This is a genomic window from Paraburkholderia sp. UCT31 (assembly GCF_014397655.1).
Classification (GTDB): domain Bacteria; phylum Pseudomonadota; class Gammaproteobacteria; order Burkholderiales; family Burkholderiaceae; genus Paraburkholderia; species Paraburkholderia tuberum.
The window spans coordinates 18,177-43,485 of the sequence record NZ_VZQP01000059.1 but is presented as its reverse complement, the minus strand read 5'-3'; the positions used below and the strand labels follow the sequence as shown (position 1 = coordinate 43,485).

Sequence of the window (25,309 nt, the reverse complement as noted above, 5' to 3'; positions counted from 1 at the left end):
GGCTATACGGGCCGCCGGCGTTCGCCCGGTTTTACCGCTTCGCGCTGCTGAACAACGGAGCACGCCCGCGACGTTCATACCGACATCTCTTCCGGTACCTTGAACTTGAAGAAGGTCGCGCTATGGCAGTTCAATTTATCTGGGTCGATGTCCTCGAGCAAACGAACCCGATTGTCATTCGGACGGAGCATCTCTCTTACCGCGTCAAACCCCGTCTCCGGGTCGAGAAGGTCTGGCAGATAGGGCCACCTGTCACTCTTGCGCAGCTCCGCGTGCCAGCTGACATAGAGAAACTCAAACTCGTCCTGTTTAATGTCAAGGTAGGCGCCGAGGACGTCCAGCCGACTGATATAAAGCGAACTCTGGCCGGCAGGAAGCTGGTTGATGGCCTCGGCGTTCTCTGCGAGTTGGTTGATAAGTGCCGAGGCCTCTTTACGGGTGAGGACACCCGGTTTCTTCTTTTCAATATCGCGCCGGGTCCTTTCGTTAAGCACCCATGCACCGTTAGGCATCAATTCGAAAAGCTTGTCGGCAATCAAACCTTTCCAGAATGCCACGGCCTGTTTCTCTGGAATTCCCAACGCTACTTGCAATTCGCGGGCGGACCCGGAGCCTCTTTCGTGAAGAAAAACAAATGCGTGGTTTAGTAGCTTTGGCGTAACGGCGTCGTATGAAAGCTCGCTTTTCTTGAAGGTACGGGGCTTTCGCGCAAGGAAGGATTCGTCGGCGGACAACGGCCATGTCACGTTCCGCACCGGCGCATTCCATTTACTCTGCACTCGTGGTCGAACGCGCTTCCACGTGTTGTCGATGTCGCGCTGCAAGACCTCGGAAACGTCGTCTCCAAGTCCTATCACTTTGCGATAGCCCAACTCGCCACACTCGGAAAGGCGATAGCCCTCGAACAGTATGCGGTAGCTCTCTTTCTGCCCGCCGCTGTCCTCGACAATCTGCGGCGACGCGCGGATAGCGAGAATGTCTTCTGTAACGCCGCTCTGCGCTTTCACCCGAATCGCGGCCGGGAATTCCAGCCCCGTGAGTTCGAAAATCATGCGATGGGAAACATCGCAATAACGGCCGGGGAGCGGGTAAATCTTTGAAAAGGGAGCGTTTGAATTCGGGGTCTGGGACAGAAGGCCCGGTGTTAACTCGAAAGGCAGGGGCGGAAGGAAGCCATCGGCGAGTGATTTAGCGGTGTCCTGGAGCGAGTCTATCGAAGGGCTTTCGACAATCTCAATGTTGTCGGCACCCCATCGTAGGTGCATATTTTTCATGGAAAACTGGCAATAATGTAACGATGGCAACGTGGTTGACTGCTGGGCCGCACTATATCCTTTTTTCGGTTCCCTTGCTGCGTATCGGTGTGGACATCAGTTTATACGCACTTGGGCTCAATCTGCAACGGAACCCTGTGTTTGAACAGCCGGTGGAGGGGCGTCGCGACCTGCGACGTGCCGCAATGCGCGGCGCATGAAGAGGACGCCCCGCGTTGCGGAGGGCGTCAGGATGTGGCACTTTCGCCGAGACTCGCGCGGAAGTCCGCGACGAGCTTGTCGACATGCCATGTGTTGACTTCCGGGTAGCCCAATTCGCTGACGATGCCATAGGTCGATGGATTCGCGGCAGCGAAAGCCTCCAGTTCCGCAGCGGGAAGTCGCCGCGACTCAGCCACGAAAGAAACTCGGTGCCACATACCGCTTCTCCTATTCAGATACCGCTTGAAAGCGGCCCCGGCGTCGGGGCCTCGATAGAGCTAGCCGTCGCTTCGGCATCATGCATAGTGAAAGAACCGGTCCCCAATCAGGTGGTGGTCCTCAAACATGTATTCCTCGAGCGAAGGCAACTTTTTCTTCGGGAGCCAGAGAGCGCGCCGCGCATCCGACTTGCCCTGAACGAAGGGGAACTCGCCCTCGGACAACTCCGCGAACGCCTCGTCCAGGACGAAATGGAAGGCGTGCGACATCCGGCGGCCGGCTTCACTTCGCCACGGGTTATCGAACAGTTCCCGGTCCCGGATGAAGGTCTTCAGGTACTCCGGGAGGATGCCGAGCTTTGTCTCCTCGATGAGCTCCCGCATTGCGCATTCGATGACGGTCTCGTCGGGCTCGAGAAACCCGCCCGGCCACGCGAAGGTGCCCGTGCCGATGTCTCCACCGCGTTCAATCAGCAGAACATGGTCGCGGAACTCCGCGACGGCGTCGCCACACGAATGGTTCGGAACATGCGGTGCGGCTTTCCATTTCTCCGCGTCACGGAGGATGGCATAGTGCTGCTTGCGAAGCGATTCGAAATCCGGTAGCTTTTTGAAAGCCATTAAAAAGTCGAATGTGCCTTCCGGGAGCATTGTGCGCAACACCGCCTCTGCACCGCGCTCGTGGTCGCGCTCGAACCACAGGGCGCGTACGTCGGTGCCGTTAAGTCCACCAACGCACAGCTCGTTGAAGAGCTTCCATTCCGGGAATCGATGCAGATAGTAGGAACTACGGTCCTTCTCGTGCCCGATAAGGCCGATTTTGGCGTTTTTGCCGGTGACACTCTGGACACCCTCGCGGACTGCTGCGCACCAGCGCTGGTCATCATAGTAGTCGCGGATATAGACGAACTTGACGCGGCGGTTCTGCTCGTCGGTCAGGCAGGAACGAATCGACGCCTCGCGTTCGACGGCGCGCAAGGGTTGCTTCGGCGAACGCGCACGAAAGCATGAACCGAGTGCGACGACGACATTCTCGGCGCGCTCGAGGCCGCGCTCAAGAAGTTCCTGGTGCCCCAGGTGCATGCCGGGCTGCATGCGGCCAATGAGCACAATCGCGTCGTGGTCGCAATCGGACGGCCACGGGTGCGCAGGGGGCGTGAAAATCATATTCTTGGTCATGGGGGGCTTCCTTAAGCGGCGGAAATAGGAATCTGGCGGCCGTTGCCGAACGCCCGGCTGCGAACGCGGATAATCGGCGCGGCCTGACGGCGCTTGAACTCGGAACGCTTCACCATCCCGAGCACCCGCTCGACCAGCGCGGAATCTCCGTTCGCACGGAGGCGTTCCACCAATGCCTTAGCCTTCGCATACTCGGCCGGGCGCAGGCGCGTGCCTTCCAGATGCCACTTGAGGATTTCGTCGAGCACCTCATACGGCGGCAGGCTATCCGTATCCTTCTGGCCTTCGGACAGTTCAGCCGACGGCGCCTTCTCGATGATGCTGTTGGGGATGAGCTCGCGGCCGTGCAGCTTGTTGTAGAAACGGGCGACTTCGAAGACCTCAGTTTTGTAAAGGTCCCCGATGAGACCGAGGCCTCCATTTGTGTCGCCGTAAAGGGTCGCGTATCCGACCCCATTTTCACTTTTGTTGCCAGTCGTCAGCAACATGCAGCCGAAGTCGTTCGAATACTCCATCAGGATGGCGCCGCGAATGCGTGCTTGCACGTTCTCGCGGGTCAGCTGCGCCGGCGCGCGTTCAAAGGACTTTTTGAAGCCCTCGACGTAGCCGTTGTAAAGCGTGCCGATTTCGTGCGTGAAGAGTTCAATCCCAAGATTGCGGCACAGCGTCACCGAGTCGTCGACGCTGCCGGCGCTCGAAAACCGCGAGGGCATGGTCACGGCCTTGACGTTTTCGGCGCCAAGAGCGTCGACCGCCAGCGCGAGCGTCAGCGCGGAATCGATGCCACCGGAGCTGCCAACGACTACTGACCCGAAACCGACCTTGCGGGCATAGTCGCGCAACCCAAGAATGGTCTGGCGGTAGAAGAACTCCTCGTCGTCGAGATAGACCGGAGCCTGTTGTTCCAGCGGCGCGCGCGATGCGTCGAAAATCCGATACTCCGTGCCATGCGCGTAGAAATGCATTTCGACAAGACTGGTGGCTTCCTCGAACGAAGCCAGTTCAGTCACGATGCCCCGCGCCGGGTCCGCGATGAAGCTGGCACCGTCGAAGACGATGCTGTCGTCGGCGCCGACCTGATTCACATAGACGACGGGCAGGCGGTGCGCGCGCGCAATGTCGAGGAAGAGTTCGTGACGATACTCGCGCTTGCCGACATGCGACGGACTCGCGTTGATGCTGACGATGGCGTCGACCCCTTCTTCGACGAGGTCAGCCACCGGATTTGCTTCGTATTGTTTGCCATCGACATTCCACATGTCCTCGCAGATGGCAAAGCCAATGCGCGCGCCGTTCAGAAAGAGGATTGCGGGGTTATGGCGGCCCGGCTCGGTATGCCTGCGCTCATTGAAGATGCCCCCTTCGACAAGAAGCTGCTTGGAGTAGCGCAGAACGACGTCGCCGTCGCGAATAGCCAGTAGGCTGTTGCGCAGCGGCTTGCCGACACCGGTGTTTTTTGTGAAGGCGCCGACAACGATGGTTGAGGACGTGTGGCGCGATGCTTCGAGGATGGCGTCCAAAGCGACCTGCTGGCGCAGGAGGAAGTCAGGTTCTTCGACGAGGTCCTGCGGATAGTAACCCGACAGACAAAGCTCGCTGCAAACGACCAGGTCCGCGTCGCGGTTCTTGCCGACCGCCGTCAGAATCTTTTGGGCATTGCCCTCGAAGTCGTTGAGCTTGTAGTTAAGCTGGACCATCGCAATGCTTACGCTTTTCTTTTCCATTTCTTTCTTTTCTCGCTGGTTGACGGAGGCCGTCGTGCCATCCTTTACAAAAAGTATAGCACCCTTAGACACACTTTGTATCTAAGGAGTAAAGACAGAATGCGGTCGCTTTTTAAACCGGGGTGAATGACAAGAGAACATGCGTGTAGGGGAGCCCGAATGAACAGGGATACCTTCGGGCGAAACCTGACGCGGCGACGCGGAACGGCGGGACAGGCAGCCCTCAAGATGAGGCTGAAAGGGCGCGCAAAACGGTACCACAAAAAAAGTTAGCTAGACGGTTCAGGTCAAACTTTTTTTGAGGCTTTATCATGCAAGTATCCTCCGCTATCGTCAAACTCTGTGTCGAAGCTAACTATCGTGGCACGCCCATCATCATTGGTCTGGACGGCAACGAGCAGAAAAACACCGACGGCGACTGTGTCAAGATTGCTTTTGACAAGGCGTCTAACACGGCAAGCCTCACTGCGTTCAGTCTCAGTCATCGGAAAATCACCGCGACTGTTGCACTGAACAAGGGCAAGTTCGAAGTTGTTCAACGTGTTTTTCACTGAGAACACTGAGCATTCCTTATTCATAACCACTCCTTCCAGGGGTGGTTATTCTTTTCTGGAATGCCTTCGCCGTACCTATACAGAAAATAACCTAACAAACACGGGAGAACAGCGGTGGCAATTTTCGAAGATGTGGACGGGAAAGCTCAAGTCGTCAGTACGGGACGCGAAAGTGTACGAGGCGAGTCGAAAGGCGAACTCAGCGAATCCTATTCGCGCTCGGTGACGGACTCGAAGGGCGTTACGCAAAGCGAAACCGAAACGCATCGGCGCTCAAGCGAGGGCGACGTGTATCAGTCAACACGAAGTGTCAGCCACCGCGACTCTGCCGGCAACACCATCACCGAAAGCGAAACGCGCCAGGAGGTGGCCCGCAATGGGAGTGAGGGGGCCAGTCGGTTTGAGGCGGGGGCGCACTCGGTGTCAGATAGCATTGGCCAGAGCATGAGCACCTCCGGGTCGGCACATTCATTTGGCCACTCAGGCCAAATCACCGACCAGCGAGGCACGATGGCTTCCTCTATCGACGCGGCCACCCACTCGCACAGCCAAAGTGCGGGCCACGGAATGACGGACGGCCACACCTCAAGTGCGCAGTCCATCAGCAACATTCACGGTGCGGTGCAGGACCACATGCTGCGAAACGGCATGGCGCAGGACGTGCATCGCGCGCAGGATGTTTCGGCGTCGATTAGCCAGGCTATCGAGGCAGGTCATGGGCATAGCGGCGCGTCGGTTGAATTCCATAAGGGCGGCACGGCCGTCGCCACACTCGAAGGGTCGTCTGCAGCGGGGCATGAAAACCGGATTGGGATGGACGTATTCGCGCATGTCGCCGAAAAGGGCGTGTCTCACGAGACGCTCGGCTCCATCCGCGATGCGGCTGGTCCTGGTCACGAGCATCGCAGCGACCTTCAGTTGATGGACGCGGTCGGCGTGAAAGGCGTCGAGAAAATCGCGAAGGAGGGCATGAGCCCGGAATCGGCCGCCTCCATCCGCGAAGGACTCAATGGCGGCAAGGAGAAATCCGCCGACGCGAAAGAGCAGCACACCCAGGACGAGAAGACCGCGAACTCAGAGAAGGGTCAGAAAGCTCAACAGCAGCAGCAAAGCGACGCGAGCATGGCGATGTAACGAGGGCTTCCGCCCGTGACCGCCGAAAGGATGAGGCTCTGATACCAGGGCCTCATTTTTATTTACGTCTGCACGCGCGTCTGCGCCTTAGTCGAGTTGCGTCGGGCTGGGTTCCTGTTCGCTGGACTATGCCTCTGTGGGGGTCGAACCCACCGGCGAGGCCGTGTCTGGCGGCCTTTAAGCTTCGGCGAATCGAAGCTCAGCGCCCTCACGCAACTGTTCCGCCGCTTCCAGCCACTCGCGCCGCGCGCGGAAGAGATTAAGCCGGCCTTTGATGGACGGGCGCCGACGTTGTTCCGCCCGGCTCTTCGCGTGGCGCTTGCGCTCAAGTAGCCGCGACCGGATTTTCAGCCATTCGAGCTTTTGAACCTCGCGCGGACCTCCGCCCTTGAAGCGCAGTCGCACGGAAGCCATCACGTACTCGTGCGGCAGGTTCCCTGAGGGCAAGCCTCGCCGCTCTCGCACATCGCTCTTGAGAAGTTGCAAGCGAAGCCCGCGCATGCGCGTCGGCTTTACGCGGCGGTCGATGTGCTTAATGCGATGCTGCCAAGAAATGCTCACGAGTGGCTCCTCTGTTCACCCAGGAAGTATAACGCGCATCGCATCCAGCCCGCAGTCGCGACTATACTTTACATAGGCCTGGCAACCGCCTGTCGTTCTCCCGCCGGTTTTCCGGTATGGCGAATGGTTGCGAGTATCACCAAGCGTCGACTTCTCCTGGAAACAGGCACGGAAGCGATTTTCGGCAATGGGAGACCCCGAGGACAAACCACATGGCGCTTTCGTGCCAACTTTTAGGAACACAGACATGGAACTTCGTGAATTTAAAGAAAATGTAAAGTCGACGGTTGACTTTTTGGAACGCAAGGGCTTCACAGTACCGCACAGCGCGATGTTGGAGGCCGCGAGCAAACTGCTCGGCGAGCGCGATTTCTCCAGCATGCGTAATTTGCTGGAGGAGCACAGCAAGCAGGTCGACGCGCGTATTTCGGCGGCCGCAGCGGTGCAGCCGGCAGGTCCGAATTCATTCGACGCGGAGAAGGCTCGCTCGGTAGTTCTGGGCCTGCTCGAGGCAATGGAGATGCAGGAACGTCGGGAGACCGGTGAGTTTCATTTAACGGTGCAGGCTGCACGTGCCATATGGGACGCAGCCAAAGCGAAAGGGGCCGTTTTTCTTGGCACTACGCCGCGAGCCGCAGAGGCGAAGCAGCAGCCGTCAGCGGATTCCGTACCCGACCCAATGCAAGTAGCCGATGTAGCTCGACTATTCCATTACTCGGCGGAGAAGACAGGCCTTCCAGCAACCTCGTGGAGCCCTGAGCTGGTCGGAGTGAAACCCGGGCAGCATCCGGAGGACGCAGTTCGTGAGGCGTTCACCAGACGGACCGGCCTCGAGGCTTCGACAGGCGTCAAGTTCTACTGGAGCTGCGCAAACGAGCGAATCGTTGGGCCGTTCTCGGTGAACGTCGACGGGAAACCAGGCGAGGTGATGTTGTCGTTCGCAGCGGCATACTCGCGAGCCGATGAGGTGTTCGCGGCGCAACGAGGTGCGACGGCGGAAGTCACTGTGATGTCAGTCAGCAATGGAGCGCGGTTGGCGGCCTTCCGGAAGGAGCAGCGCCTGCTTGGCCGATTCGTCTCCGTGTGGGAGGATGGCCATGAGGCATCGAGCAGCGCATCGCTCGATTTAAACGACGGCACGGTCCATGTCCTGAGAACAGCGGACGAGGAGGCATCAGAAAGCGATGACTCTGTTCAGGAGTTTTTCGAGATGGAAGACGCAGACGGAGATGACTTCCGCTTTGTGGTCAGGTTCGGTGCAGACGGCCGTCGCTATGTCGAGCGCGACCGATTGCAATTTGCGCGCAATCTCCTGGCGGCAGGACAGAAGTAGTTACCATCATTAGCAACTCAACCCGAGCTTCTCAGCTCGGGTTTTTCTTTGGGGCTCTGCTGGCGAGGAGGCAGGCGTCTGCCGGGAAGGCGGGCGGACGTCACGGCCTTCAGGCGCCCTGGTCTGCTCCGTCCTCCTGCCGAAGGAGGTCAATGTTGGCGCGGGCGCGTTCCTTCTCGGCTACCACGGTGCTATCGAGCGGGTCCATGGATTCGAGCCGCACGAGGTAGGCTTCCCAGGAGGCAACCGGCGCGAGCGGAGAAGGGCTGTCAATGAAGAGCATAGGGCTGTAGTGGGGCGCGGGCGGAGCTTTGACCGCGTGGCATTATTGAGAAGCGCTTAATGCTACAGGAATTCGGTCGGGAACCTCCGCTCTTCAGCCGTACTCGACGACCCGCTCCACGGTCTGAGCGATTTCGCCCCCGGAGACGTTTTTGCGACCAGTGGGAGTCGCCGGCAGATTCCGTTTATGAACGGCGGCGACGACCGGAGCGGCTTTTGCGCGGCGACGCTTCGCCGGCGGTTGAGGAATTGGAGGCAAGGAACCAAATTGCGCGTAGTGGCGCACGGCAATTGCCGCGTCAGGCTTTCGACGATGCCCAATATCATCGGCAAGCTGCTTGAGAAAAGGTTGCAGGTCGGCCTTCCCGTGCGTCTTCACAAAACTGTCAACTGTCTCTGTTATTGCGGCGTGCAAAGACGGCACGGCCAGCGTGCTCGCGATATGCGACGCACCCCGTGCTAGTTCCACTGCATAGTCCAGTTGCACACGGACTTCTGTGCGCACTTCCTGCCCGCGCTTACCCCTCGTCATCGTTTTTCTCTCGTTTCAAGCTAAGCTGACTGACCACTGCTCGTTAAGCAGACGAAATCGCTGGCTTCTTTTTAGTCTTACATTTTACCGAGACAGAAAAAATTGGGAGCCCCACCCCCGCAAAAAGAAATGGTCTACCGCTGTTCGCTTGGGGCAGGAGTGGACCTCGCTCATTCCACAACCGTGCGTACGAAAAGGGGCGGGGTACGGTGCGGTACTTATCACAGTGAGAAGGAAATATTTTTCTTATCGGAGTCGAACGCGTGTCTGACGGCGGCGCCCGCCCGTGGCAAAGCTCCAATGCGGTTTTGCGGTCGTCCACGAACTCTCCTTACGCTGCGGCCCGGTACACGAGGTCGCCAATCAGATAAAAGCCCAGGCCGTAAAGCAGTCCAGAACCCGCTCGATTAGCTACCTCCTTGGCAAACGGTGACAGCGGCCGGCCAAGTATCGCCGACAGCTCGGATGCGGCCACCCACCCGTCAAGAGGCGGCACGGGAACGAGATTGGCCATCCCGAGCACGAAGTGCATCCAGGCCATCGCCGAGAGGCCCTGCAGGGTAGCGGGGTAGAGCATTCCTACCGCCAGAAGCACACCCCCGAAGATGAAAGAGGCTATCGGGCCGCCAATCGCGACAGTGAAGCGGTCCACGTGAGATGCCGCTTCCCACGCCTTTGCGTCGGGCGCGACGGCGGCGCCGATGGGGAAGATACCGACGTGCAGTCGTCCGTAGATGCGCAACGACGGCCCCATGCCCAGTGTAAGCCGCCTGAGGGGAATGTGAAGACGGTACATTTGTACCCAATGTCCGAGCTCGTGAGCGAGCAAAACACTGAGCACGGCGAAGAAATAGGCAATCCAGGCGCTAGTGGGCATTTTCCGGGGGCGATAAGTTGAGGTGTAACGTATATCCAACGGGCGGCAGGGACCCGATGAGCACGGCCCCCGCGCTAACGGCACCGCCCGGACGCACTGTTAAGTCGATATAATCGGGCGGCCCTTTACATTGTTCGGCCGAACCTTTCAAACTACATGACGTCAACCAACCAACCCGGCGGCGCTGGGTTCAGGCCGCCAAAGCTTGGTCTGCTGAAAAGTCAGCTCGAGCGCATAACAAGGCTCGCTCGACATCTACCCCAGTGCCGGCCACTGCACGACATCGAACCCGGCGTGACGCTTTCAGTTGAACAGGCCGACGCGCGGGGCTTTCGACTGGTTCGTGGACAGCGTTGTCGACCGGAGACGACGCTGTGGCTCTCGAAAGAGTTGGCGCGCGAGGCGGCGCGGGAGGCCAAGTCCCTCGAACGGAAGACGGAGATAGCCGAGTCCTTTGCAAACAAAGGGCTCACGCGGAAGTCGTGGGCGACCTTCTGGCAGTACGCCGAAACGCTCGTCTGCGAGGGCGCAGCGGTCCCGTTCAGAATCGAGGTACCGGTTCCGTTTGACCTCGTGACGACGCGATTCCTCAATCAGGCACTTAAGGAGTGTCGGGCGAAGGGTCGCGCGCTTCGCGTTGCGGTGTGCCACGCGATGGCGCGCGCACGGCGAGACTATCAGTCCTTCTCGGAACACTGGGCTGGCGTGCTGCAGGTTGCGGACGTCGAACGACTGGTGTGCCGCGCGTTGAAGAGTCCGTTCTTCACTCCCGATGCCATTGCACACGACATTCTCGAATTGGCCGCTGAGCGCAGGCGGAGTGCGTGGTACCGGGGAGACACTCAAACGGAACCGGGGCGCGCGGAACTGTGGGTCGGAGTTGCGAACGACAAAGTGGACCATGCTGTCGCGCTGGTCTGGAAGATTCCCGGGCAGAAACCGCGTATTCGCTTGCACAGCGCGCGCGTGCCCGTTGAGCATCTCGTCAAAGCGTTCCTCGCGGCGCGGCCAAAGGAGCTGTCCGGTCGGCGTATCCTCGTGAGGGCGCCAGAACGATGCCGCGCGGTACTTGCTGCGCTGCCAGCCTTGGGACCCGAGAAGGCCGTCGTCACGTCGCCGGCGCCCGCTGAAACGCGGATACTCGCCGTGCGGTATCTCACGCAGTGGAAGCGGACCGTCCCCCGAAGGGTTCGCGAGGCGAAAACGCAATTCGCCGGAAAGGTTGAGGGCAATCCATTTGGCCACGTGTCGGTGTTCACGGACGCAAGCGTGCGGGCGCGCGGCAGCGGTGTAGCGGCCCTTGTCTATCCGCCGGAAAGCGACAGCCCTGTCGTTGGGTTCGAGCAGTCCTCAGAGATACGCACACAGGTTCTCGAGGCTCGCGCGGTGGTGCTCGGGCTCCAGATGCTCGAGCGACTGCATCCGGGCCAGCCGGCCAAAGTCTTTACCGACTGCCGGCTGACGGTGGACGCGTTCAAGGCGTTCCGTCACGGCGGCCGGTTCAACTGGAACCTTGCAACCGCTGCTGCGGGCGTCGACCCGCAGTGGCTGCTGGCGGCGGCGCGTCGTTGCGACGTCGAGTATGTTCAGGGACACCGCAACAATCCGGGCAACGAGCAAGCGGACCGGGCGGCGTATCGTGCGGCTCGCTCCGGCCTCGCGATATTGGTTGGCAGCGGCGAGGTCGCGAGCGCAATGCCGCCGGCGGCCGATAGCCTTTCTCAAGAACTTGCCGCATGAAGCCTGCGGCTTGTCTCTTGTTTGGAGTTCTGCGACCGCCGGCCTGTTCTCTGAAATACGCGCGAGCGCGGCGGCGGTGTGGGAGTGGCTACTTGCCGGCGTACTTCTGCAGGAGTGCCTGAACGTCGACGCGCTGACCCTGCAGGAGAAGGAGGCGCGCATGGAGCACCAGGTTTTCAAGCACCAACACGCCAGTGGTCAGCATGTACGTAACGTTGACATCGTTCGCGGACAGGCCAGACCCCTGAAGCTTCGTATGCCTCTCGAGAAGCGCGGTCATGACGAGTCGTCGGAGCTCTGGCTCGCCGAACGGCAAATCGCCGTAGTCGACCGGGTCGGCATTCTCCAGTTCGGCGAGCAAACCGGTGAGGTCATCGACCGTCAGTGCCATGCAGTTCTCCTTGTCCAGGTTACGAGTCCGCGTATAGGCACCAGACTTAGAGCGCATCCGGCCGCTGCTGATGAGATGCCGGAGCGAATGAGCCGAAGCTCTACGCGCACCACTCCCTATCCCTCGTGCGCAGGGGACTCCCTCCGGGTGACCCGCAGCGGAGCGAGCGCTTTATGCGCGACCGGACAAGCAAGGCATTGGCTAGGGAGGAGGGTCCAGCCGCGATGGCACTGGCGGCTAGCCGGGCAGCACCGATTCACTGCTACACCGAGCGCTATATGAATGACTACCCCCTCGTAAGCCACCCCCAATGACCGTATTCCAAGGAGCCGGCGCACTCTTCGCGCTTATCGCCGCTTTCGGCTTCGTCAATCAGCGTTTCATCAAGCTCCCCGACACACTTGGCATTACAGCTGTCGGCCTGATTGCGTCCTCCCTCGTGACCATTCTTGGCATCAGTCACCCGGAAATGGTGTCGGGCGCGCAGCGGCTCGTCGACCAGATTGACTTCCCCGACATCGTGTTCCATGGACTGCTCAGCCTTCTGCTGTTTGCTGCGGCACTCCATGTGGACCTATCCAGAATGAAAGAGTACAAGCTTACGGTTTTCCTTCTCTCGACCGTGGGGGTTGTACTGTCGACCGCCTTTGTTGGCGCAGGGATGTTCTTTGCGGCGAACCTGCTAGGGCATCCCCTTTCACTTGCCTGGTGTCTCGTATTTGGCGCACTCATTTCTCCGACCGACGCTATTGCGGTCATGAGCGTGCTGAAGAAGATAGGCGCGCCTGAGGGCCTCGAGATGCGTATCGCCGGCGAGTCGCTCTTTAACGACGGTACGGCGGTTGTGGGGTTCGTCACGCTTCTGGGAATTGCGACCGGAACCGCGCACTTCTCGGCCATCCAGCTGGCCGTCAGCCTCTTTCGGGAAATCGTTGGCGCGGTGGTCATTGGGTTCATAGTCGGCTACGGAGCGTTCTTTGTCCTGCGAGGCATCGACAGCTACCCCGTGGAGATTCTCGTCACCCTAGCCGTGGCTACCGCCGGGTACAGTCTGGCTGAATCGTTGGGCGTCTCGGCGCCGTTGGCGGTCGTCGTGATGGGTCTGGTTATCGGCAATCACGCTATGACCAAAGTGATGTCTGAGAGGACGCGGGAGCACCTTACGCAGTTTTGGAGCCTGCTGGATGAGCTTCTGAATCTCTTGCTGTTCGGGCTTGTTGGTCTCGAAGTAATCGCCCTCTCAATGCACATGCGATTCGTTTTTCTGGGCCTTGCGGCTGTCCCGATTGTCCTGGCGGCTCGCGCCTCGAGCGTGGCGATACCGACAGCATTCGCGAAGCGGTTCAGGGGACTCAATCCAGGCTATCTGAAGGTGATGACGTGGGGCGGCCTTAGGGGTGGCATCTCCATCGCGCTCGCACTGTCCCTACCCGCGTTCGACGGGCGCGACCTGCTTATCGGCGTGACGTACATTGTGGTGCTCTTCAGCCTCTTGGTGCAGGCAACGACGCTCGGGCCGTTCATCAAGCGACTCAATGTCGGTGCCTGAGAACGGTCCGTGGCTCGAGCGCTGACCTTACAAGCGGGGACCATGCTTGCCACGCGCAGCGCCAAATAAAAACGCCTCGACAATAGCTGTCGAGGCGTTCAATCACAAAAAAGTCACTGGCTGCTGGGGGAGGCAGGCGAGGCCGACTCGATTTCTCCAACGTACTTGAAAGGACGATAGGTCCTGCCAAACATCGGAATCGCGTACTTCTTTTCGCCGAACGACGGCCGCCACGAACAATCCTGACAGTAGTCGTAGCATTGACCCCGGTGGTTCGTCTGGATGTTCTGCTGGTGCCCACAGTTCAGGCACTGGTAACGACGATACTCAGCTTTCAACATACGGGTCCTCGGTTATTTTTAACATCGCCTCCAGCTTCGGAGACTCGGGTACTCGCTATTGCAGATGGACCCGGCCGTCGTCGCCGACATACGCGTCGCATCCACCGTACGGGTGCGACATCTGGGTGAGGTACTCGCCGCGCGGGCCGAGGCCTCGGTCCCAAAAACCGGCACCATGGCGGTTTCGAGTCAGCCAGAAATCGTGGCCAATCTGGATGGACGACAGCCCCTCGAGAGAGACCGCGTTGGCGGTCACGAAGTCTTTGCAATCCGATTCGGCGGTCTCGCGGGCTTCGGCCGAGAAGTCGTCGATGTTGTAGTTCGCACCCAGCGGTTCCTGCTTCTCGTCCGTCGACGACCAGAGCGCGCACTCGAGATACGCGGTAACGACTGGGTCGAAGGGGATGGCGGGGGCTTGAGACGTACAGGTCATGAAAGGTCCTTTCGGGAAAAAATGGGGTTCTTTCCTGTGTAGCGACCCGGAGCAGGACGTGAGCGTGACGAAGCGCACGAGTACAGATTGGTGGAAGAGACGAAGGAGGTGCGACCAAAGACACTGCCCGGGCGCCGATGAGAAACGTGCCCGCCAATGCGGGCACTTTTCGTAGAAAGTGACGTCACCTAGTAGCTATCCCCGTAGTTCGAGAACATTTCGGTGAAAAGAGGTGCATATGTCTCCGCCCTTTTCTGGCTGCAGCCAGGTGCATTTGACGAGAGTATCAATAGTTCGTTGGGCAATCATGTTTCCTGCACGTACGCGGAGATGTTCACGTCGCCGTCATTTCCCGGAATCAATGCATGGGCCTCTTACGCTGGGCGCCCCTCAAGAATGCCGCCACGCCATGCGTGAGGACATCCCGGTGAACAGCGCAGGCATCAGTTTTGGAAGCCCTTATGCTCAGGACGCGCGCCATAGTCTTTGGCGTTGGAAACACCTCTGAGTCGCCATATTTGAAGTAGACCGCGTTATCAGCCACGTCGACACGGTCGACCACCGTTTCGCGCGGCGACGGCCCATGCTTGAAGAAAAAGTCACTTCGGGCTCGTTCAGCGGCACCTGTGAGGGGGCGAATATAAGCAAACGCCACCGACGTACCGGGGGGCACCGCCGGACGCCATCGCGCAATAGGCTCGCCCGTTCGGCAATTAAATAGAATCAGGTACGATATGGTGCCATCACTCTGCATTCCCCCGCCGACGAAGGCTTGTTTTAACGCAAGGTCGAGGTCCTCGACTCGGGGAGAGCAAGCGCTCGGGCCATCGCAATAGGTGGCGGAGTCGGATACATCCCCTGGTGCTGCTGATGCCATCGAGGGTTGCGCTGCGCAGAAGCTCCCAATGAGCCACGCGGCGATGGCGAGACGATGAGGAGTTTTCATTCAATCGTTATTGACAAGGGGCTTGTGTTGGGCGGTCTGAGACTCGCGTCTCCGACCGATGCTTCAAGTGCGCTATCGCGCTTCAGAAGGACTCCACACTCTATAGCGAAGGCGGCGCACAGGGAGCCCACGCGTTGTGGGCGCTTAAGCAACGCCCGCGCTATTGCCAGCCGTTGCTTTTGACCACCGGACAACCCCGCTCCTCGCTCGCCGATTTCCGGCTGATAGCCGTTTTGGAGCCCTTCGATGACGGAGTGGCTGCTCTCCATCTGGCAGGCCTGTGCTACCTGCTGGGGCGACGCGTGAAGTGTCAGCCATTTACTTACACTGTTTTCAGGGTAATCAATTCAACAGGCCCTTGGCACGGCCAACACTGGCATGGCGACGGGGCAATCCGATGAGGGGTATTAAGATGATTTACAAGGGCTTGAACGTTTTCGGCGAACAGGTGTTCGCCGACGCTGCAGGTGGCCGTGAAGTGCACAAGGATGGCCAGGCGCTCGGTTTTCTGTCCTCGCCAACCGGCTTCGACCCGATGAACTCGAACGTCCGCTACAAGACGGTGCTCGAAGTGGTGAATACGGTGTGTGGTCAGCACGAAAGCGGTGGTTTGGCAGCAATCGGCGCGATGGCGGCTATTCGCGCGATGATGGATTACTGGGAGTCGCACCTCGATTCAGGGCATTCGCCGGTCATCATCCTTCGCGATGTCGACGAGCTGGCGGTACGGCTGCAAAACATGCGGCAAGAGCTTGAAGAAGCGCTGCGTCTGAACCCGGATAGCGCTTGCCGAGTCGCATGAAAGTTAGCCGTAGGTCGATTGCGTAAAAGACATGCTTGATTTTGAAGCCAGCCGTGAGCTAATGCTCGTTGCTGGCTTCTTCTTCTTCTTTCGAGGACCGAGCGGGGTCTCAGCCTCTGTCCGCCGGCGGCAGCGCCGCAATCTCCTCGAGCTTGCGGATATACACGTGCGCGTATGTCATCTTGAAGTGGCTGTCGTCGCGCGACGAGTGATTTTCAATCTTGTGGATGGCGGCCGAGGGGAAGGTGCCCGTAATCAGGCGCCGCAGGGCCTCGCGGCTCTGGTCGCAGTCGATGATTTCATTATCCCTGCGCGGCATTCCGTCCGCGAGAACAAAGCCTTGCTCGCGCATTGTGGCGAGCCAGAGTGCGCGGCACTCCTTGTCGGACACGGGCGTCGGCGAATCCATCAAGAAAAAGTCGCCGGTCAGATGGCATGACAGCTTCGCCTTGCAGATACCCGTTTCGGTGAATTCGAGTTCCGAAATATGCCCGAGGCCAGCGCGCCGCCACCAGGTCCGAAGCTGCTCGCTCAGGTTCCGGATGGCCATCTGAACACGCTCTGGGCTTTGACCTTCGCCGAGCTTGCGCTCGAGCTCACGGACGCGGTCGTTTGCGGCGCGGATGTTTGCATGGCGTTCCTCGATTTCAGCGGCGGTCTGTGTGTTGATGCCGGTGAGCTTCGAGAGGTCCGCGAGGTGGTATTCCGTCAGGGAAAGGACGCTTTTGGTCAGGTCGGCGCGAAGGTCTCCGCTCTTGATGCCTTTCGACATGGTCGAAATAGCAAACATTATCTTGCCGAGTTTCTCCTGCGCGACAGCGGCGTCGTCCGCGCTCAACACTATTTGGGCATCCTGGTCGTCAGACACTCGAACTCCTCCGATTTGTTTAGGGGCCGGCGGGCCGTACACGCGCCGCCAGTTTGAGAAAGGCTGCTTTACCGTCCGTCTTGTTCGCTAGACGGAGCAGGCCAATTTTGTAAAGGGGTTCACAATGCAGGGATTCATTGTAGTCGATGTCCAACCGGCGTACCACAAGGGAGCTTCGCATATCACCCGTCCGCTTCTCTTTTTGCTGGAATCGGTGGTTGAACACAACGTGCCGATTTTCCGTGTCAAGGTCAACGAGGAACTTTCGGGGGACACTCCCGAGGACTTCGATGAATACTGGCAGGACGCAGGTGCATCACGGCAGTTGCTAGACCACTCGCGCGTTATGGAGAAGCCGTATGCCTTCCTGCGCGGCTGGATGGACAACGGCGTTCCAGACGACGAAATCGTGGCCACGCTCAAGGAAATGCGCAAACGCGGGGTGAACGATTCGCGCCAACTCCCGAAGGAGGTGCTGGTTTCGTTGAGTGAACACGGCGCGAGCCTTTGCGACCCGCTTTTCTTGCCGTACGAACTTGAGGACCAGGCTTCGACGCTGACGTCGCGCGCGTGGACCACGTGTGGAGGCGGCCGGGACGAATGCCTGAAAGAGTTCGAACTCTGGCTCGACTCGAACGATGTGACGTATTTCCGGGATGAGTCGTTGGTGTACTAGCGCGCTTATTGGAACCCGGGGTAATTCTGCAGCCATCCTTTACAGAGGGTGGCTGTTTTTTTCCCTAGAGTTCACGCAAGGCCCCGGTCCTGTACGTAGCGGACAATTCGGCTTCCTCGCGCTAACTTTGCCAACCCAAGGGCTATCAGCGAAGCAACGAGAACCTGCTTAACTTGGCGCACGAGGCTTGTGAGCGTGCATCCTGAATTTTAATAGCGAACCATCGTCATCGGATAGCCAACCTTCTTCATCTCACGGCGGGACACACGCCCTATACGAATGAGTCGAATAAGAACAGGATTGCCCATGTCGCGCCGCCGTCTGCTGTCCCCTTTGCGTCTCGTGTTAGCCCGCTCCTGTCGCTGCCACCGAAGTGGGTGATTTCGTTGTGCCCGAGACGCGTGTCGAAGCGATGTATGACGGCGCGACGTTTGCCCCTCTTCCCAACAAGCATTGGGTATCCGGATTATCTGGTGGAAACGTTTAAGGTTTCCAGCCGGTACATTCGGGGAATGCACCTGACAACCACGTTGCGCAGATGGCGGATATCGGGCTGCTGCAATGCCCTCTCCAGCCACCGCTTCATCTTCTTTGAAAGGGCCTTGGGTCCTTTCTGTTTCAGAAGCAATGACACACCTGCGCATGCCCTCCCAACGAGGCATAATTCCAATGTTGAGCCAGGGGCGGCTTTGAGGAGGGATTCGCGAAGCCGCAAAATCCAACCCTTCAGCGTTCTGGACCACCACTCGTGACGGCCGGCAGGCAGCACAGCGGACTCCGGCTCCGGCGCGGAACGTCCGCGCTGGCACTTCGCCGCATTCACATCCGCGTGCGCCTTAAAACCACACGATAGACAGGCAAACCTGTTTCCGATGCGGTTTCGTCGATGAACGAAACCGCAGTGGGTACACGTCTGGCTGGTATAGGCCGGATTAACCTCTTCCACTTCAAACCCGAACTCCACGCTCCACTGGGCGAGCGCTTCCTTGAATAGGGCCTGGCCGAACCCCCTGATGAGGCGGTTCAGGGTCCGGCCCAGGCTCATGTCCTGCCCGGTGAAGGCGAGTCTTTCAATCACCACGCGGCGCGGCTGCCGCGCCGCGAGGATGGAGCGCAACCACTTGCGAATATTGGTCTTGAGATAGCCTCGCACCCGAGCAATCAGCGAGCTGTACCGGCGACACTCGCCGAACTTCTCGACTCGGGCCTGTTGCAGGCCCTTCTGCACGAACTGAATCTGCTTATCGAACTGGCGTAGCTTGTTCAGGAAGTTCTCACCGCGCAAGTCGCCTTCCGACGATGCGAGGAAATTGCGCAGGCCGAGGTCAAGCGCCAGGACATCTGTCTTGAAAGCGCTCCACTTTTCGGGTTCGCGCGTGAAGCAGACCTTGAGATACAGCTCGCCGCCTCGTTCGTGCAGCTCAAGAGTCGTATTCATCTCTCCCTGACGGGTGTCGAAGTACTGGGAGCCCTGCAAAGGAATCTCGACGCGCTGGCCGCGCTCAAGCGTGCTGATGCGCGCCCACCAGTTGAAGTACTGATACTTCGACTCCCGGGCTTTCACCAGTGTTGCGCTGTTGATGTTGAACGCCAGCGGAAGGTTTTCTGGATTCGGCAGTTTGACGCGTTGGAGATGTTTCGCGAACCATTTGCGCATCATTCGCGTGGCCGCCTGCGAAATGGCTGTAAGTCGTTCCTCGGGCTTGGCCAGTTTGCGCTTTTTCGTTGTCGCCTTTTGCGCGTTAAGGTCAGCGGCCTTGTTCTGGTCAGCTAGCAACTCATTCTGGCGTGCGTTTGACACGTGCCAGAGCCGCATAGCGTTAATCCAAAACAACTCGTGCCGAAACGAGTCATTGACGCTTGCATTGGCAACGGAAGGGCGCGCACGATTTACGACATTCCCTGTCCATCCCTTTGCTTGTGCGGCAAGTGCGACGAGCATCAGGTCCTTCTGGGACGTCACAAGCTGTGTCGCCGGAAAGCGCGACCCGAGACCGCTCACCGCCATATGCGGGTCGAACTGTCCGGACTGCCAGAACGGCGCCCAGTACCAGCCCCACGCTTTGCAAACGGTTCGTTTCCACTCGGCGCGCAACGCCAGCAGCGCGTGACGTTTGGTCACGTTCAGCTCGGGCGCCACTTTCAAAAAATAACTGCGTGTTATCGCAGTTTTAGATTTTTTCTTAGCCAAGTGTAAAGGGTAGGATTTTCAACGGTAGTTGAGTTTACAATGCGCTTTACAGAAAAGCAACTTTCCACCACTTATTCCGGATAGCCCAAGCATTTTGTGGTCACTCCGTGAATCAAAAAATCCTGGTGGTGGCCGTCGCCATTGTCTGGGTCGGCAACTCGAACGGCACGCCGATGCACAACGTTTCCGGCATGTCGGGCGCGGCGCCCCTGTGGCGAGACCTCATGGACTATCTGCATCGCTCGCACGCGAGCGTCGCATACCGCCGAAGCCGCCTGCGGTGTCAGGGTCGTACGCCAGCAGGGAACCGCCGTCCGGGTAGAGAATCCGGACCTGCCCCGATAGCTGGTAATCCGAGTCTGACAGTCCGTGGGATGACGTCGCGCTGCGTTCTTGGCAGGAACACCTCCTTGCGCGGCGGTTCACCACCGGCGTCGTATGTGAGACGCGCTGCTCGACCAACATCCCCCCGAGCAAGCAGAAGGTGCAGCTGAAGGCGCAGGTCGATTCGGGCGTTTATTGGCGGGTCGACGGAACGCAGCTAGCCGGCGCTTTGTGGCCGGTATCAGCGGGGCGCCACCATATCGAACTCGTTCAGGCGAAGACCGGAAAGGTCCTGGACGCAGTTGCTTTCAACGTCCGTTCCGCCCGGTAGGCTCGCTATCCATTTTGCACAACGTAACACTATGTGTGCGGTGGCGCAAAATGAATAGATGGCTCCGAGACGCGACCGCAACGGGCGGCGGATAGCCGCGCAAAAGGCGCGGCGACCCGCTGGCTATGCCTGCGTTCCCCGCGTCGCGGCCGCCTCGAATTCCCGACGCCTTTTCTCGCGCCGGGCTGCGTTCGCTTTTTGGCGGCGGCTAGTACGCATGCATGGACAAGCGTAACGATGAAAACCCCTTACCAGAATCCTTTGTTGTATCCCGCAGGGACTGGGTACTGGAAGTTGCTCTGACCAAAGTTCGCCGTGGCAACCGGCGCGGGCGTGGTGGCGATGGACTCGAACTTGACACGCTAACGCTCGGTCCGCGCAGGCCTTGTACAGGCACGCGCATTTCATACTGACGACCTCGATGTAGCCCCCATCCGGGTTCTACCAGCGAACACAGTAGCTGCGGTCGGCGGGCGTTTCATCGCCATCGACGGTGTACACCGAAACTTTCCACGACGCGGTCAGTGCGGCGAAGCCTGAGTCGTCCATCGCGCGCGTCGCGTATTTGGCGAGACGTTGTGCCAGTCCGGAAGTGATGGACTCGTCAACGTTGTGCAGGTTGTAGCGCAAGAACTGCCCGGCCTGATTGCGCGGGGCCGCGCACCAGGACTTCGGTTGCAACAGGTAGTGCAGCAGTCTGAAACGTTTGCATGATGTCCTCGTTCAGTGCATTTCACTCCCCCTATAGACGAATCTGCCGCCCCACGTCGCTCACGGGAGCGGAAAGAACAAACGAGCCTCCCTCGGAACAAAGGGAGGCTCGCGCTAATCATGTTGGTCAGCTTGATTGTTGCTCGTTTTATCGGGGACTCGACAGCTCGAGGTAGGTCCGAGCCACATATTGCAACTTGTAAAACTCATCGGCGGCGAACTTCTTGACCATCGCGGAAAAATCGCCTCCCCCATATTCCGGGTCGCGGTATTCCGGGTACGCGTCAAATACTGCCCTCAGCTCAGCCTCAAGCTGTTCGACCGACTTTTCCTCGACCCTCGTGTAGTTCTCGTTCAAGTACTCCATGGTTGCTTTTCGCCCTCTTCCTAAACGATGTACTTGTTGGCCGGGACAAGCTCCGGTTCAACCCGCTTGCTCGGGTCCGTCCAGCGCGCCGCCGTTGCAAGACACTGTTTGCAGGTGATGCGCGAAACGTAGTTCCCGTATGCGTCGCCACTGTGCGTGTCGAGCGTGCTGTATCCTCTGCCATTCGAGCCGCCTTGCGTTGTGCACAGAAAATCATGTGCCCGGCGCTGCAGTTTTCCGTCTGTCAGCGGTTCGAGCAGCAACACGTGGTTCACGCTGCGCGCGTTGCGGCCATCGCCCCAGCTGTTCTCCGAAAGTCCAGATAAAACCGACTTCTGCCCACTCGTCCATCGAACGGGGATATTCAGCTTGGCGTTAGTCTCTTCCGCCCGCTGTCTCCACATCGCGTCGCGTTGTGCGTTCTCCTGCTCCTGCTCCGCCCGCGCCACAGCCAACCGGAGCTTCTCTGTTTCTTCACGAGCTGCTCGAGCTTCGGCCGTTTCTGCGCTGATGTGCCACCGTTCCGCGCAGAGAATGAGCTTCGTGCCAGCCGCCGGCGCAGGCGTCTCTGGGTCGAACTTAAGCTTGTGGCCGAAAATCGGCACGGTGCCGTCAGCGTCCACCTCGGCCTCGAAGCGGCCGAATACCCCCTTGCTCAAGAAATGCGGGTGCGGGAAGTCAGGGTACTTCAGCTTGTACGTCTCTTGCAGCGCCGGGTTGGTCGGTGCTTGCGAACCCTCTTGGCTTTCCTCGGTCATGTTTTGTTTGCCCTTAAGAACGCGCTGCTGAAATCAGCAAGCTATCGTATCTCATATAGCAAACAGTGGCCGATTCTCCGTAGGGCGGTTGGCGCAGAGGCCCCGCCGACAGGGCCATGTTCACTTGCGTTGCTACACTTTGCAAGGCCCTTGAACGCCGACTAGCTCGCACCGGGAAACCGGAATGGTGAATGTTCAGAGCTGTACAAAAAGCCAGTTTAAGCCCTCCATTTATGGCAGCGCTTCTTCTTTGGTAACGCGAGCAACTGAGGACACCCCACGGCGCTGCCGTATCTGAAAGGACTAAATCATGACGCAGAACAAGAAGGTTGAGCAGGTCAAGGCGGCAGCGAAACGCATGTCGGAACGTTGCGCAATGATGGGTATCGAGTTGGCTCAGGGGCAGGCTCTTGAAATGCTCGCTGCAGAGCGCGGTTTCGAGAACTGGCACGCGTATCTGGCTGAGCTGACCACGCCCGCTTCCAAACCGCGCAAGTGGAAGAAGATGGATGGTGCGATGACGGTGGAGCAGTACCTGACCCACCGGAAGCCGAACTGCTGTCCCCGCTGTGGCTCCGAGGATATTGAAGGTGACGAAGTCAACATCGATGGACGCACGGCTACGCAGGAGTGTGGATGTAACGAATGCGAGACGGTCTGGGAGGATAAATACCAGCTGTCAGGCTACGCGCTGCTTTCGGATGGTTTGGGAGCAGAGCCGATTTTGACCATCGCCGAAAAGGAGGAGAAGGAACTCGAGGAAGCGTGGGAAGGCTCGGGCATCAGCCTGTCGTTCCCCGACTGGGTGCGTGAGGCGGCTAATGACCAAAACCACGTGCTCCTCGATACGGCGAAGCGTTATGTGGAACGATTGAACGCGAAACTCCTGCTGGACTCGAGCACCAACGCTTACGAGATGGCGGTGTACCATTCCGATGGTCGTTTCATCGCGAAAGGCACGACCTTTGGTGACAACCAGGGGGACGCGCAGGCTGCATTCGCGGAGACGGTCGGAGTTCGGGCGGACTACATGAGCCTTCAGTTTGTTGTGGAGAAACTCGGTATCGTCTGGGCTACGCCAGAAGCACTCGAAGCGTGGTTGCGTAGGAACAGGGTAAGCGACGCGCTCGACGACCTCATCTACGATGCGGTGCAGGCGCAGGGTCTGCCGGTTGTAAATGAAGAGGGAAGCGCTCACGTGCAGCAAGCGTTGCTTGACGATGCGGACGCTCAGGCCGCTAACATCAACAACGGCGGCATGTCGGCGCAGATTGAGTATCTGCTTGCGGTGTACTCCAAAGGTGAATTGCTTCGTCTGCTGAAGACGGCGCTGGACCTTCAAGGGACGCCCAAGCAAGCTTGACCGGGGAAGCTCGCTGTCGTATTGGCAGCGGGCAACGACTGTCACGCGGTACTTTCAGCGCTATCCTGTACTCAAAGGGAAAGGTCAGAAAGGTGGCACATATGGATTATATTAAATTAGCTGTAGACGTGGTATTTGCCGTCATGGGTGTACTGAGTTTCACGGTTTTGGCGTTTTTGGTGTACATCTTCCTTGAATACGAGGGTGAAAGCTATCTCGATTGGGCGAGACGCTCGCTCAACCGCTTGCTTCGACATGCCCAATAGTCAGCTACATGTACCGTGTGGTTTTTTCTTCTGATTCCAATCCCCGACGCCTTTGGCTCGGGGATTTTTCTTTCCGGACGCGGGGAAACGGGTCGCTACACGACGCAGGTAATCAGATAAGGACATAACCGTGACTCTTGAGAAAGCCAAAGGTCCTGGATACGAGGACTTGCACTACCGGTTCGACGACATGCTGGAGCGTCTCGTGGCCGATTTCAAGGCGGGAAAAGCGCTGGACTGGCCGGTTCTGCGAAAGCGTCAGGTGAAAAGCGTTTGGGCCAGTTTTGCGCGCGACGGCTACGTTCGTGATGAGCGAGCGCTCGACAATATCTTTGCCTCGATACGCGACAACGTCGTTCGGTTGCAGATTGCAAACATTGTATCGGGCCATGAAGTCATGTCGCCAGAAGACCTTCTTGCCGAACATATGCTGGAAGACGAGCAAGACAGATTCTTCTCATGGCTTGTCGACTACGAGGGCGGTTGGCGCATCAGCGACTACGGCATTGGTCCTTTGCAGGATGCCGTGGCGCTTGCGTTCGAAGCGCGTACACCAGCTGCGCGGTTGAAGTATCTGGACCGGGCGCTTCATGTCACCCATATGCGCGGAGACCTCTCGAAGCTGTTTATCGAAGGCGGACGAAGCATAGTAGCGAGCCTCGAGCAGCGTTGCAAGGACGAGGTTGCATCAGCATGATTTATTGACCCGCGACGCCTCAGGCGTTCGCGGGTCTTTTTCCAGCACGGGACAACGCCCGCCAAGCACCGGCCGACCCGAAATCCGCTCAATCGGTGGGCGAGTCGTCCTCGTCCTCGTCCTCGACCGGCTGAAGCGCTTCACCGGTATCTTCGAAGTAGAAATCGTCATGAATCTCGAAAAACACCCCATAGGTGTCTCGGAGCTTGAAGAACTCGTCGGGTCGGAGATTGCGCCGCCATAGGCGAAGCAGTTCGCGCGGCGCGAGCGCCAGTTCGATTTCGGACGTTCGCAAGATGTAGCTGGGCATCCCGGAGAGGACGCTGGGGAGCAGCAAGGGGTCGCCGAACGGGAGTTCCCGCTGATGGCCGAGCATGACTGCGCGGTTCGGGTCGAGGCGAAACTTCCCGCCCTGACTCTCGATTTCGATGTGGATTGGGAATAGCTCAGGGAAGAGCTTCCGGTTGACGGGCGGATACTTCCTCGAAAATACTGTTGGTGTCATAGCTTTCCCCGGCTTATTGGTGAGTCAGCCCGAGGGGCGGCACGTCGCGCGCTCGGGCCGGGCTGAAGGCCAATTCTGCCAGTTCCTGCCGGTTTTTGGAGCTCGTACCGCCAAGACCCCGGGCTCGCCCATTAGGACCGTTGCGCGGGCCTGCAGTAGGGGGACTTCAGGGTCGGGACGG

General features: G+C 58.9%; 26 protein-coding genes. 10 read left to right on the top strand and 16 right to left on the bottom strand.

From position 1 onward, the window contains the following. Positions 1-74 precede the first annotated feature (74 nt). The 4 genes from F6X40_RS34270 to F6X40_RS34255 all read right to left on the bottom strand — a co-directional run bounded on the left by F6X40_RS34270 (position 75) and on the right by F6X40_RS34255 (position 4,596). Positions 75-1,274, bottom strand: coding sequence for a hypothetical protein (locus F6X40_RS34270; RefSeq protein WP_187630895.1), 1,200 nt, complete (start codon positions 1,272-1,274; stop codon positions 75-77). Positions 1,275-1,501: 227 nt separating this feature from the next. Continuing rightward, a complete protein-coding gene (locus F6X40_RS34265; protein ID WP_187630894.1) occupies positions 1,502-1,693 on the bottom strand; it encodes a hypothetical protein in 192 nt (63 codons plus the stop codon). Positions 1,694-1,771: 78 nt separating this feature from the next. Then, positions 1,772-2,872 (bottom strand): NUDIX domain-containing protein, encoded by a 1,101-nt coding sequence (locus F6X40_RS34260; protein ID WP_187630893.1) that lies wholly within the window; start codon positions 2,870-2,872, stop codon positions 1,772-1,774. Positions 2,873-2,883: 11 nt separating this feature from the next. Continuing rightward, positions 2,884-4,596, bottom strand: a complete 1,713-nt coding sequence (locus F6X40_RS34255; protein ID WP_187630892.1) for an NAD+ synthase — start codon at positions 4,594-4,596, stop codon at positions 2,884-2,886. A gap of 311 nt (positions 4,597-4,907) precedes the next feature. Here F6X40_RS34255 and F6X40_RS34250 point away from each other — a divergent pair, with 311 nt between their 5' ends. Together F6X40_RS34250 and F6X40_RS34245 are read left to right on the top strand one after the other, a co-directional pair. Next, entirely contained in the window at positions 4,908-5,150 is a 243-nt protein-coding gene (locus tag F6X40_RS34250; RefSeq protein ID WP_187630891.1) for a hypothetical protein, read from the top strand. Between the two features lie 114 nt (positions 5,151-5,264). Beyond that, positions 5,265-6,284 carry a hypothetical protein gene (locus F6X40_RS34245; RefSeq protein ID WP_187630890.1) on the top strand — a complete coding sequence of 340 codons (1,020 nt, stop codon included), beginning with the start codon at positions 5,265-5,267 and terminating at the stop codon, positions 6,282-6,284. Between the two features lie 177 nt (positions 6,285-6,461). Here the strand turns inward: F6X40_RS34245 and F6X40_RS34240 are convergent, their stop codons facing one another. Further along, a complete protein-coding gene (locus F6X40_RS34240) occupies positions 6,462-6,845 on the bottom strand; it encodes a hypothetical protein (protein WP_187630889.1) in 384 nt (127 codons plus the stop codon). 247 nt (positions 6,846-7,092) lie between these two features. Between F6X40_RS34240 and F6X40_RS34235 the strand changes: the two genes are divergently transcribed. After that, positions 7,093-8,178 carry a hypothetical protein gene (locus tag F6X40_RS34235; RefSeq protein ID WP_187630888.1) on the top strand — a complete coding sequence of 362 codons (1,086 nt, stop codon included), beginning with the start codon at positions 7,093-7,095 and terminating at the stop codon, positions 8,176-8,178. 376 nt (positions 8,179-8,554) lie between these two features. On the opposite strand, the gene F6X40_RS34230 is transcribed toward F6X40_RS34235, so the two are convergent. Together F6X40_RS34230 and F6X40_RS34225 are read right to left on the bottom strand one after the other, a co-directional pair. Beyond that, entirely contained in the window at positions 8,555-8,947 is a 393-nt protein-coding gene (locus F6X40_RS34230) for a hypothetical protein (RefSeq protein ID WP_187630887.1), read from the bottom strand. A 376-nt stretch (positions 8,948-9,323) separates the two neighbouring features. After that, entirely contained in the window at positions 9,324-9,869 is a 546-nt protein-coding gene (locus tag F6X40_RS34225) for a site-2 protease family protein (RefSeq protein ID WP_187630886.1), read from the bottom strand. A gap of 390 nt (positions 9,870-10,259) precedes the next feature. On the opposite strand from F6X40_RS34225, the gene F6X40_RS34220 reads away from it, so the two are divergent. Then, a complete protein-coding gene (locus F6X40_RS34220; RefSeq protein ID WP_187630885.1) occupies positions 10,260-11,609 on the top strand; it encodes an RNase H family protein in 1,350 nt (449 codons plus the stop codon). Between the two features lie 88 nt (positions 11,610-11,697). Here F6X40_RS34220 and F6X40_RS34215 read toward each other — a convergent pair whose 3' ends face one another. Beyond that, positions 11,698-12,000, bottom strand: coding sequence for a hypothetical protein (locus tag F6X40_RS34215; RefSeq protein ID WP_187630884.1), 303 nt, complete (start codon positions 11,998-12,000; stop codon positions 11,698-11,700). Between the two features lie 310 nt (positions 12,001-12,310). Between F6X40_RS34215 and F6X40_RS34210 the strand changes: the two genes are divergently transcribed. Continuing rightward, on the top strand, positions 12,311-13,549 hold the full coding sequence (locus tag F6X40_RS34210; protein WP_187630883.1) for a cation:proton antiporter: 1,239 nt from the start codon (positions 12,311-12,313) through the stop codon (positions 13,547-13,549). 396 nt (positions 13,550-13,945) lie between these two features. On the opposite strand, the gene F6X40_RS34205 is transcribed toward F6X40_RS34210, so the two are convergent. Further along, positions 13,946-14,323, bottom strand: a complete 378-nt coding sequence (locus F6X40_RS34205) for a hypothetical protein (protein ID WP_187630882.1) — start codon at positions 14,321-14,323, stop codon at positions 13,946-13,948. A gap of 942 nt (positions 14,324-15,265) precedes the next feature. Further along, positions 15,266-15,538, bottom strand: coding sequence for an ATP-binding cassette domain-containing protein (locus F6X40_RS43330; RefSeq protein ID WP_222946247.1), 273 nt, complete (start codon positions 15,536-15,538; stop codon positions 15,266-15,268). 179 nt (positions 15,539-15,717) lie between these two features. Between F6X40_RS43330 and F6X40_RS34195 the strand changes: the two genes are divergently transcribed. Then, positions 15,718-16,071 carry a hypothetical protein gene (locus F6X40_RS34195; RefSeq protein WP_187630881.1) on the top strand — a complete coding sequence of 118 codons (354 nt, stop codon included), beginning with the start codon at positions 15,718-15,720 and terminating at the stop codon, positions 16,069-16,071. A 109-nt stretch (positions 16,072-16,180) separates the two neighbouring features. On the opposite strand, the gene F6X40_RS34190 is transcribed toward F6X40_RS34195, so the two are convergent. Continuing rightward, positions 16,181-16,939 (bottom strand): hypothetical protein, encoded by a 759-nt coding sequence (locus F6X40_RS34190; protein ID WP_187630880.1) that lies wholly within the window; start codon positions 16,937-16,939, stop codon positions 16,181-16,183. 124 nt (positions 16,940-17,063) lie between these two features. Here F6X40_RS34190 and F6X40_RS34185 point away from each other — a divergent pair, with 124 nt between their 5' ends. Further along, positions 17,064-17,615, top strand: coding sequence for a hypothetical protein (locus tag F6X40_RS34185; RefSeq protein ID WP_187630879.1), 552 nt, complete (start codon positions 17,064-17,066; stop codon positions 17,613-17,615). Between the two features lie 466 nt (positions 17,616-18,081). On the opposite strand, the gene F6X40_RS34180 is transcribed toward F6X40_RS34185, so the two are convergent. The 4 genes from F6X40_RS34180 to F6X40_RS34160 all read right to left on the bottom strand — a co-directional run bounded on the left by F6X40_RS34180 (position 18,082) and on the right by F6X40_RS34160 (position 22,297). Next, on the bottom strand, positions 18,082-19,755 hold the full coding sequence (locus F6X40_RS34180) for a transposase (protein ID WP_316251868.1): 1,674 nt from the start codon (positions 19,753-19,755) through the stop codon (positions 18,082-18,084). Positions 19,756-20,902: 1,147 nt separating this feature from the next. Further along, positions 20,903-21,091 carry a hypothetical protein gene (locus F6X40_RS34170; RefSeq protein WP_187630876.1) on the bottom strand — a complete coding sequence of 63 codons (189 nt, stop codon included), beginning with the start codon at positions 21,089-21,091 and terminating at the stop codon, positions 20,903-20,905. A 229-nt stretch (positions 21,092-21,320) separates the two neighbouring features. Then, positions 21,321-21,530 (bottom strand): hypothetical protein, encoded by a 210-nt coding sequence (locus F6X40_RS34165; RefSeq protein ID WP_187630875.1) that lies wholly within the window; start codon positions 21,528-21,530, stop codon positions 21,321-21,323. Between the two features lie 29 nt (positions 21,531-21,559). Continuing rightward, complete coding sequence (locus F6X40_RS34160) at positions 21,560-22,297, bottom strand: hypothetical protein (RefSeq protein WP_187630874.1); 738 nt, start codon at positions 22,295-22,297, stop codon at positions 21,560-21,562. Positions 22,298-22,607: 310 nt separating this feature from the next. Between F6X40_RS34160 and F6X40_RS34155 the strand changes: the two genes are divergently transcribed. The 3 genes from F6X40_RS34155 (at position 22,608) to F6X40_RS34145 (ending at position 24,623) form a co-directional block, all read left to right on the top strand. After that, on the top strand, positions 22,608-23,660 hold the full coding sequence (locus F6X40_RS34155; RefSeq protein WP_187630873.1) for a glyoxalase superfamily protein: 1,053 nt from the start codon (positions 22,608-22,610) through the stop codon (positions 23,658-23,660). A 101-nt stretch (positions 23,661-23,761) separates the two neighbouring features. After that, positions 23,762-23,926, top strand: a complete 165-nt coding sequence (locus F6X40_RS34150; protein ID WP_187630872.1) for a hypothetical protein — start codon at positions 23,762-23,764, stop codon at positions 23,924-23,926. A 130-nt stretch (positions 23,927-24,056) separates the two neighbouring features. After that, the gene (locus F6X40_RS34145) at positions 24,057-24,623 is read left to right on the top strand and encodes a hypothetical protein (protein WP_187630871.1); all 567 of its coding nucleotides are present in this window, start codon (positions 24,057-24,059) and stop codon (positions 24,621-24,623) included. 88 nt (positions 24,624-24,711) lie between these two features. Here the strand turns inward: F6X40_RS34145 and F6X40_RS34140 are convergent, their stop codons facing one another. After that, positions 24,712-24,999: a hypothetical protein gene (locus F6X40_RS34140; RefSeq protein WP_222946246.1), complete on the bottom strand. Its 288-nt coding sequence runs from the start codon at positions 24,997-24,999 to the stop codon at positions 24,712-24,714. Positions 25,000-25,309 lie beyond the last annotated feature (310 nt).

Coding starts and splice junctions, on each gene's coding strand:
- F6X40_RS34270 (WP_187630895.1), bottom strand. CDS start 1,274: ATGAAAAATATGCACCTACGATGGGGTGCCGACAACATTGAGATTGTC.
- F6X40_RS34265 (WP_187630894.1), bottom strand. CDS start 1,693: ATGTGGCACCGAGTTTCTTTCGTGGCTGAGTCGCGGCGACTTCCCGCT.
- F6X40_RS34260 (WP_187630893.1), bottom strand. CDS start 2,872: ATGACCAAGAATATGATTTTCACGCCCCCTGCGCACCCGTGGCCGTCC.
- F6X40_RS34255 (WP_187630892.1), bottom strand. CDS start 4,596: ATGGAAAAGAAAAGCGTAAGCATTGCGATGGTCCAGCTTAACTACAAG.
- F6X40_RS34250 (WP_187630891.1), top strand. CDS start 4,908: ATGCAAGTATCCTCCGCTATCGTCAAACTCTGTGTCGAAGCTAACTAT.
- F6X40_RS34235 (WP_187630888.1), top strand. CDS start 7,093: ATGGAACTTCGTGAATTTAAAGAAAATGTAAAGTCGACGGTTGACTTT.
- F6X40_RS34225 (WP_187630886.1), bottom strand. CDS start 9,869: ATGCCCACTAGCGCCTGGATTGCCTATTTCTTCGCCGTGCTCAGTGTT.
- F6X40_RS34215 (WP_187630884.1), bottom strand. CDS start 12,000: ATGGCACTGACGGTCGATGACCTCACCGGTTTGCTCGCCGAACTGGAG.
- F6X40_RS34210 (WP_187630883.1), top strand. CDS start 12,311: ATGACCGTATTCCAAGGAGCCGGCGCACTCTTCGCGCTTATCGCCGCT.
- F6X40_RS34205 (WP_187630882.1), bottom strand. CDS start 14,323: ATGACCTGTACGTCTCAAGCCCCCGCCATCCCCTTCGACCCAGTCGTT.
- F6X40_RS43330 (WP_222946247.1), bottom strand. CDS start 15,538: ATGGAGAGCAGCCACTCCGTCATCGAAGGGCTCCAAAACGGCTATCAG.
- F6X40_RS34185 (WP_187630879.1), top strand. CDS start 17,064: ATGCAGGGATTCATTGTAGTCGATGTCCAACCGGCGTACCACAAGGGA.
- F6X40_RS34160 (WP_187630874.1), bottom strand. CDS start 22,297: ATGACCGAGGAAAGCCAAGAGGGTTCGCAAGCACCGACCAACCCGGCG.
- F6X40_RS34155 (WP_187630873.1), top strand. CDS start 22,608: ATGACGCAGAACAAGAAGGTTGAGCAGGTCAAGGCGGCAGCGAAACGC.
- F6X40_RS34150 (WP_187630872.1), top strand. CDS start 23,762: ATGGATTATATTAAATTAGCTGTAGACGTGGTATTTGCCGTCATGGGT.
- F6X40_RS34140 (WP_222946246.1), bottom strand. CDS start 24,999: ATGCTCGGCCATCAGCGGGAACTCCCGTTCGGCGACCCCTTGCTGCTC.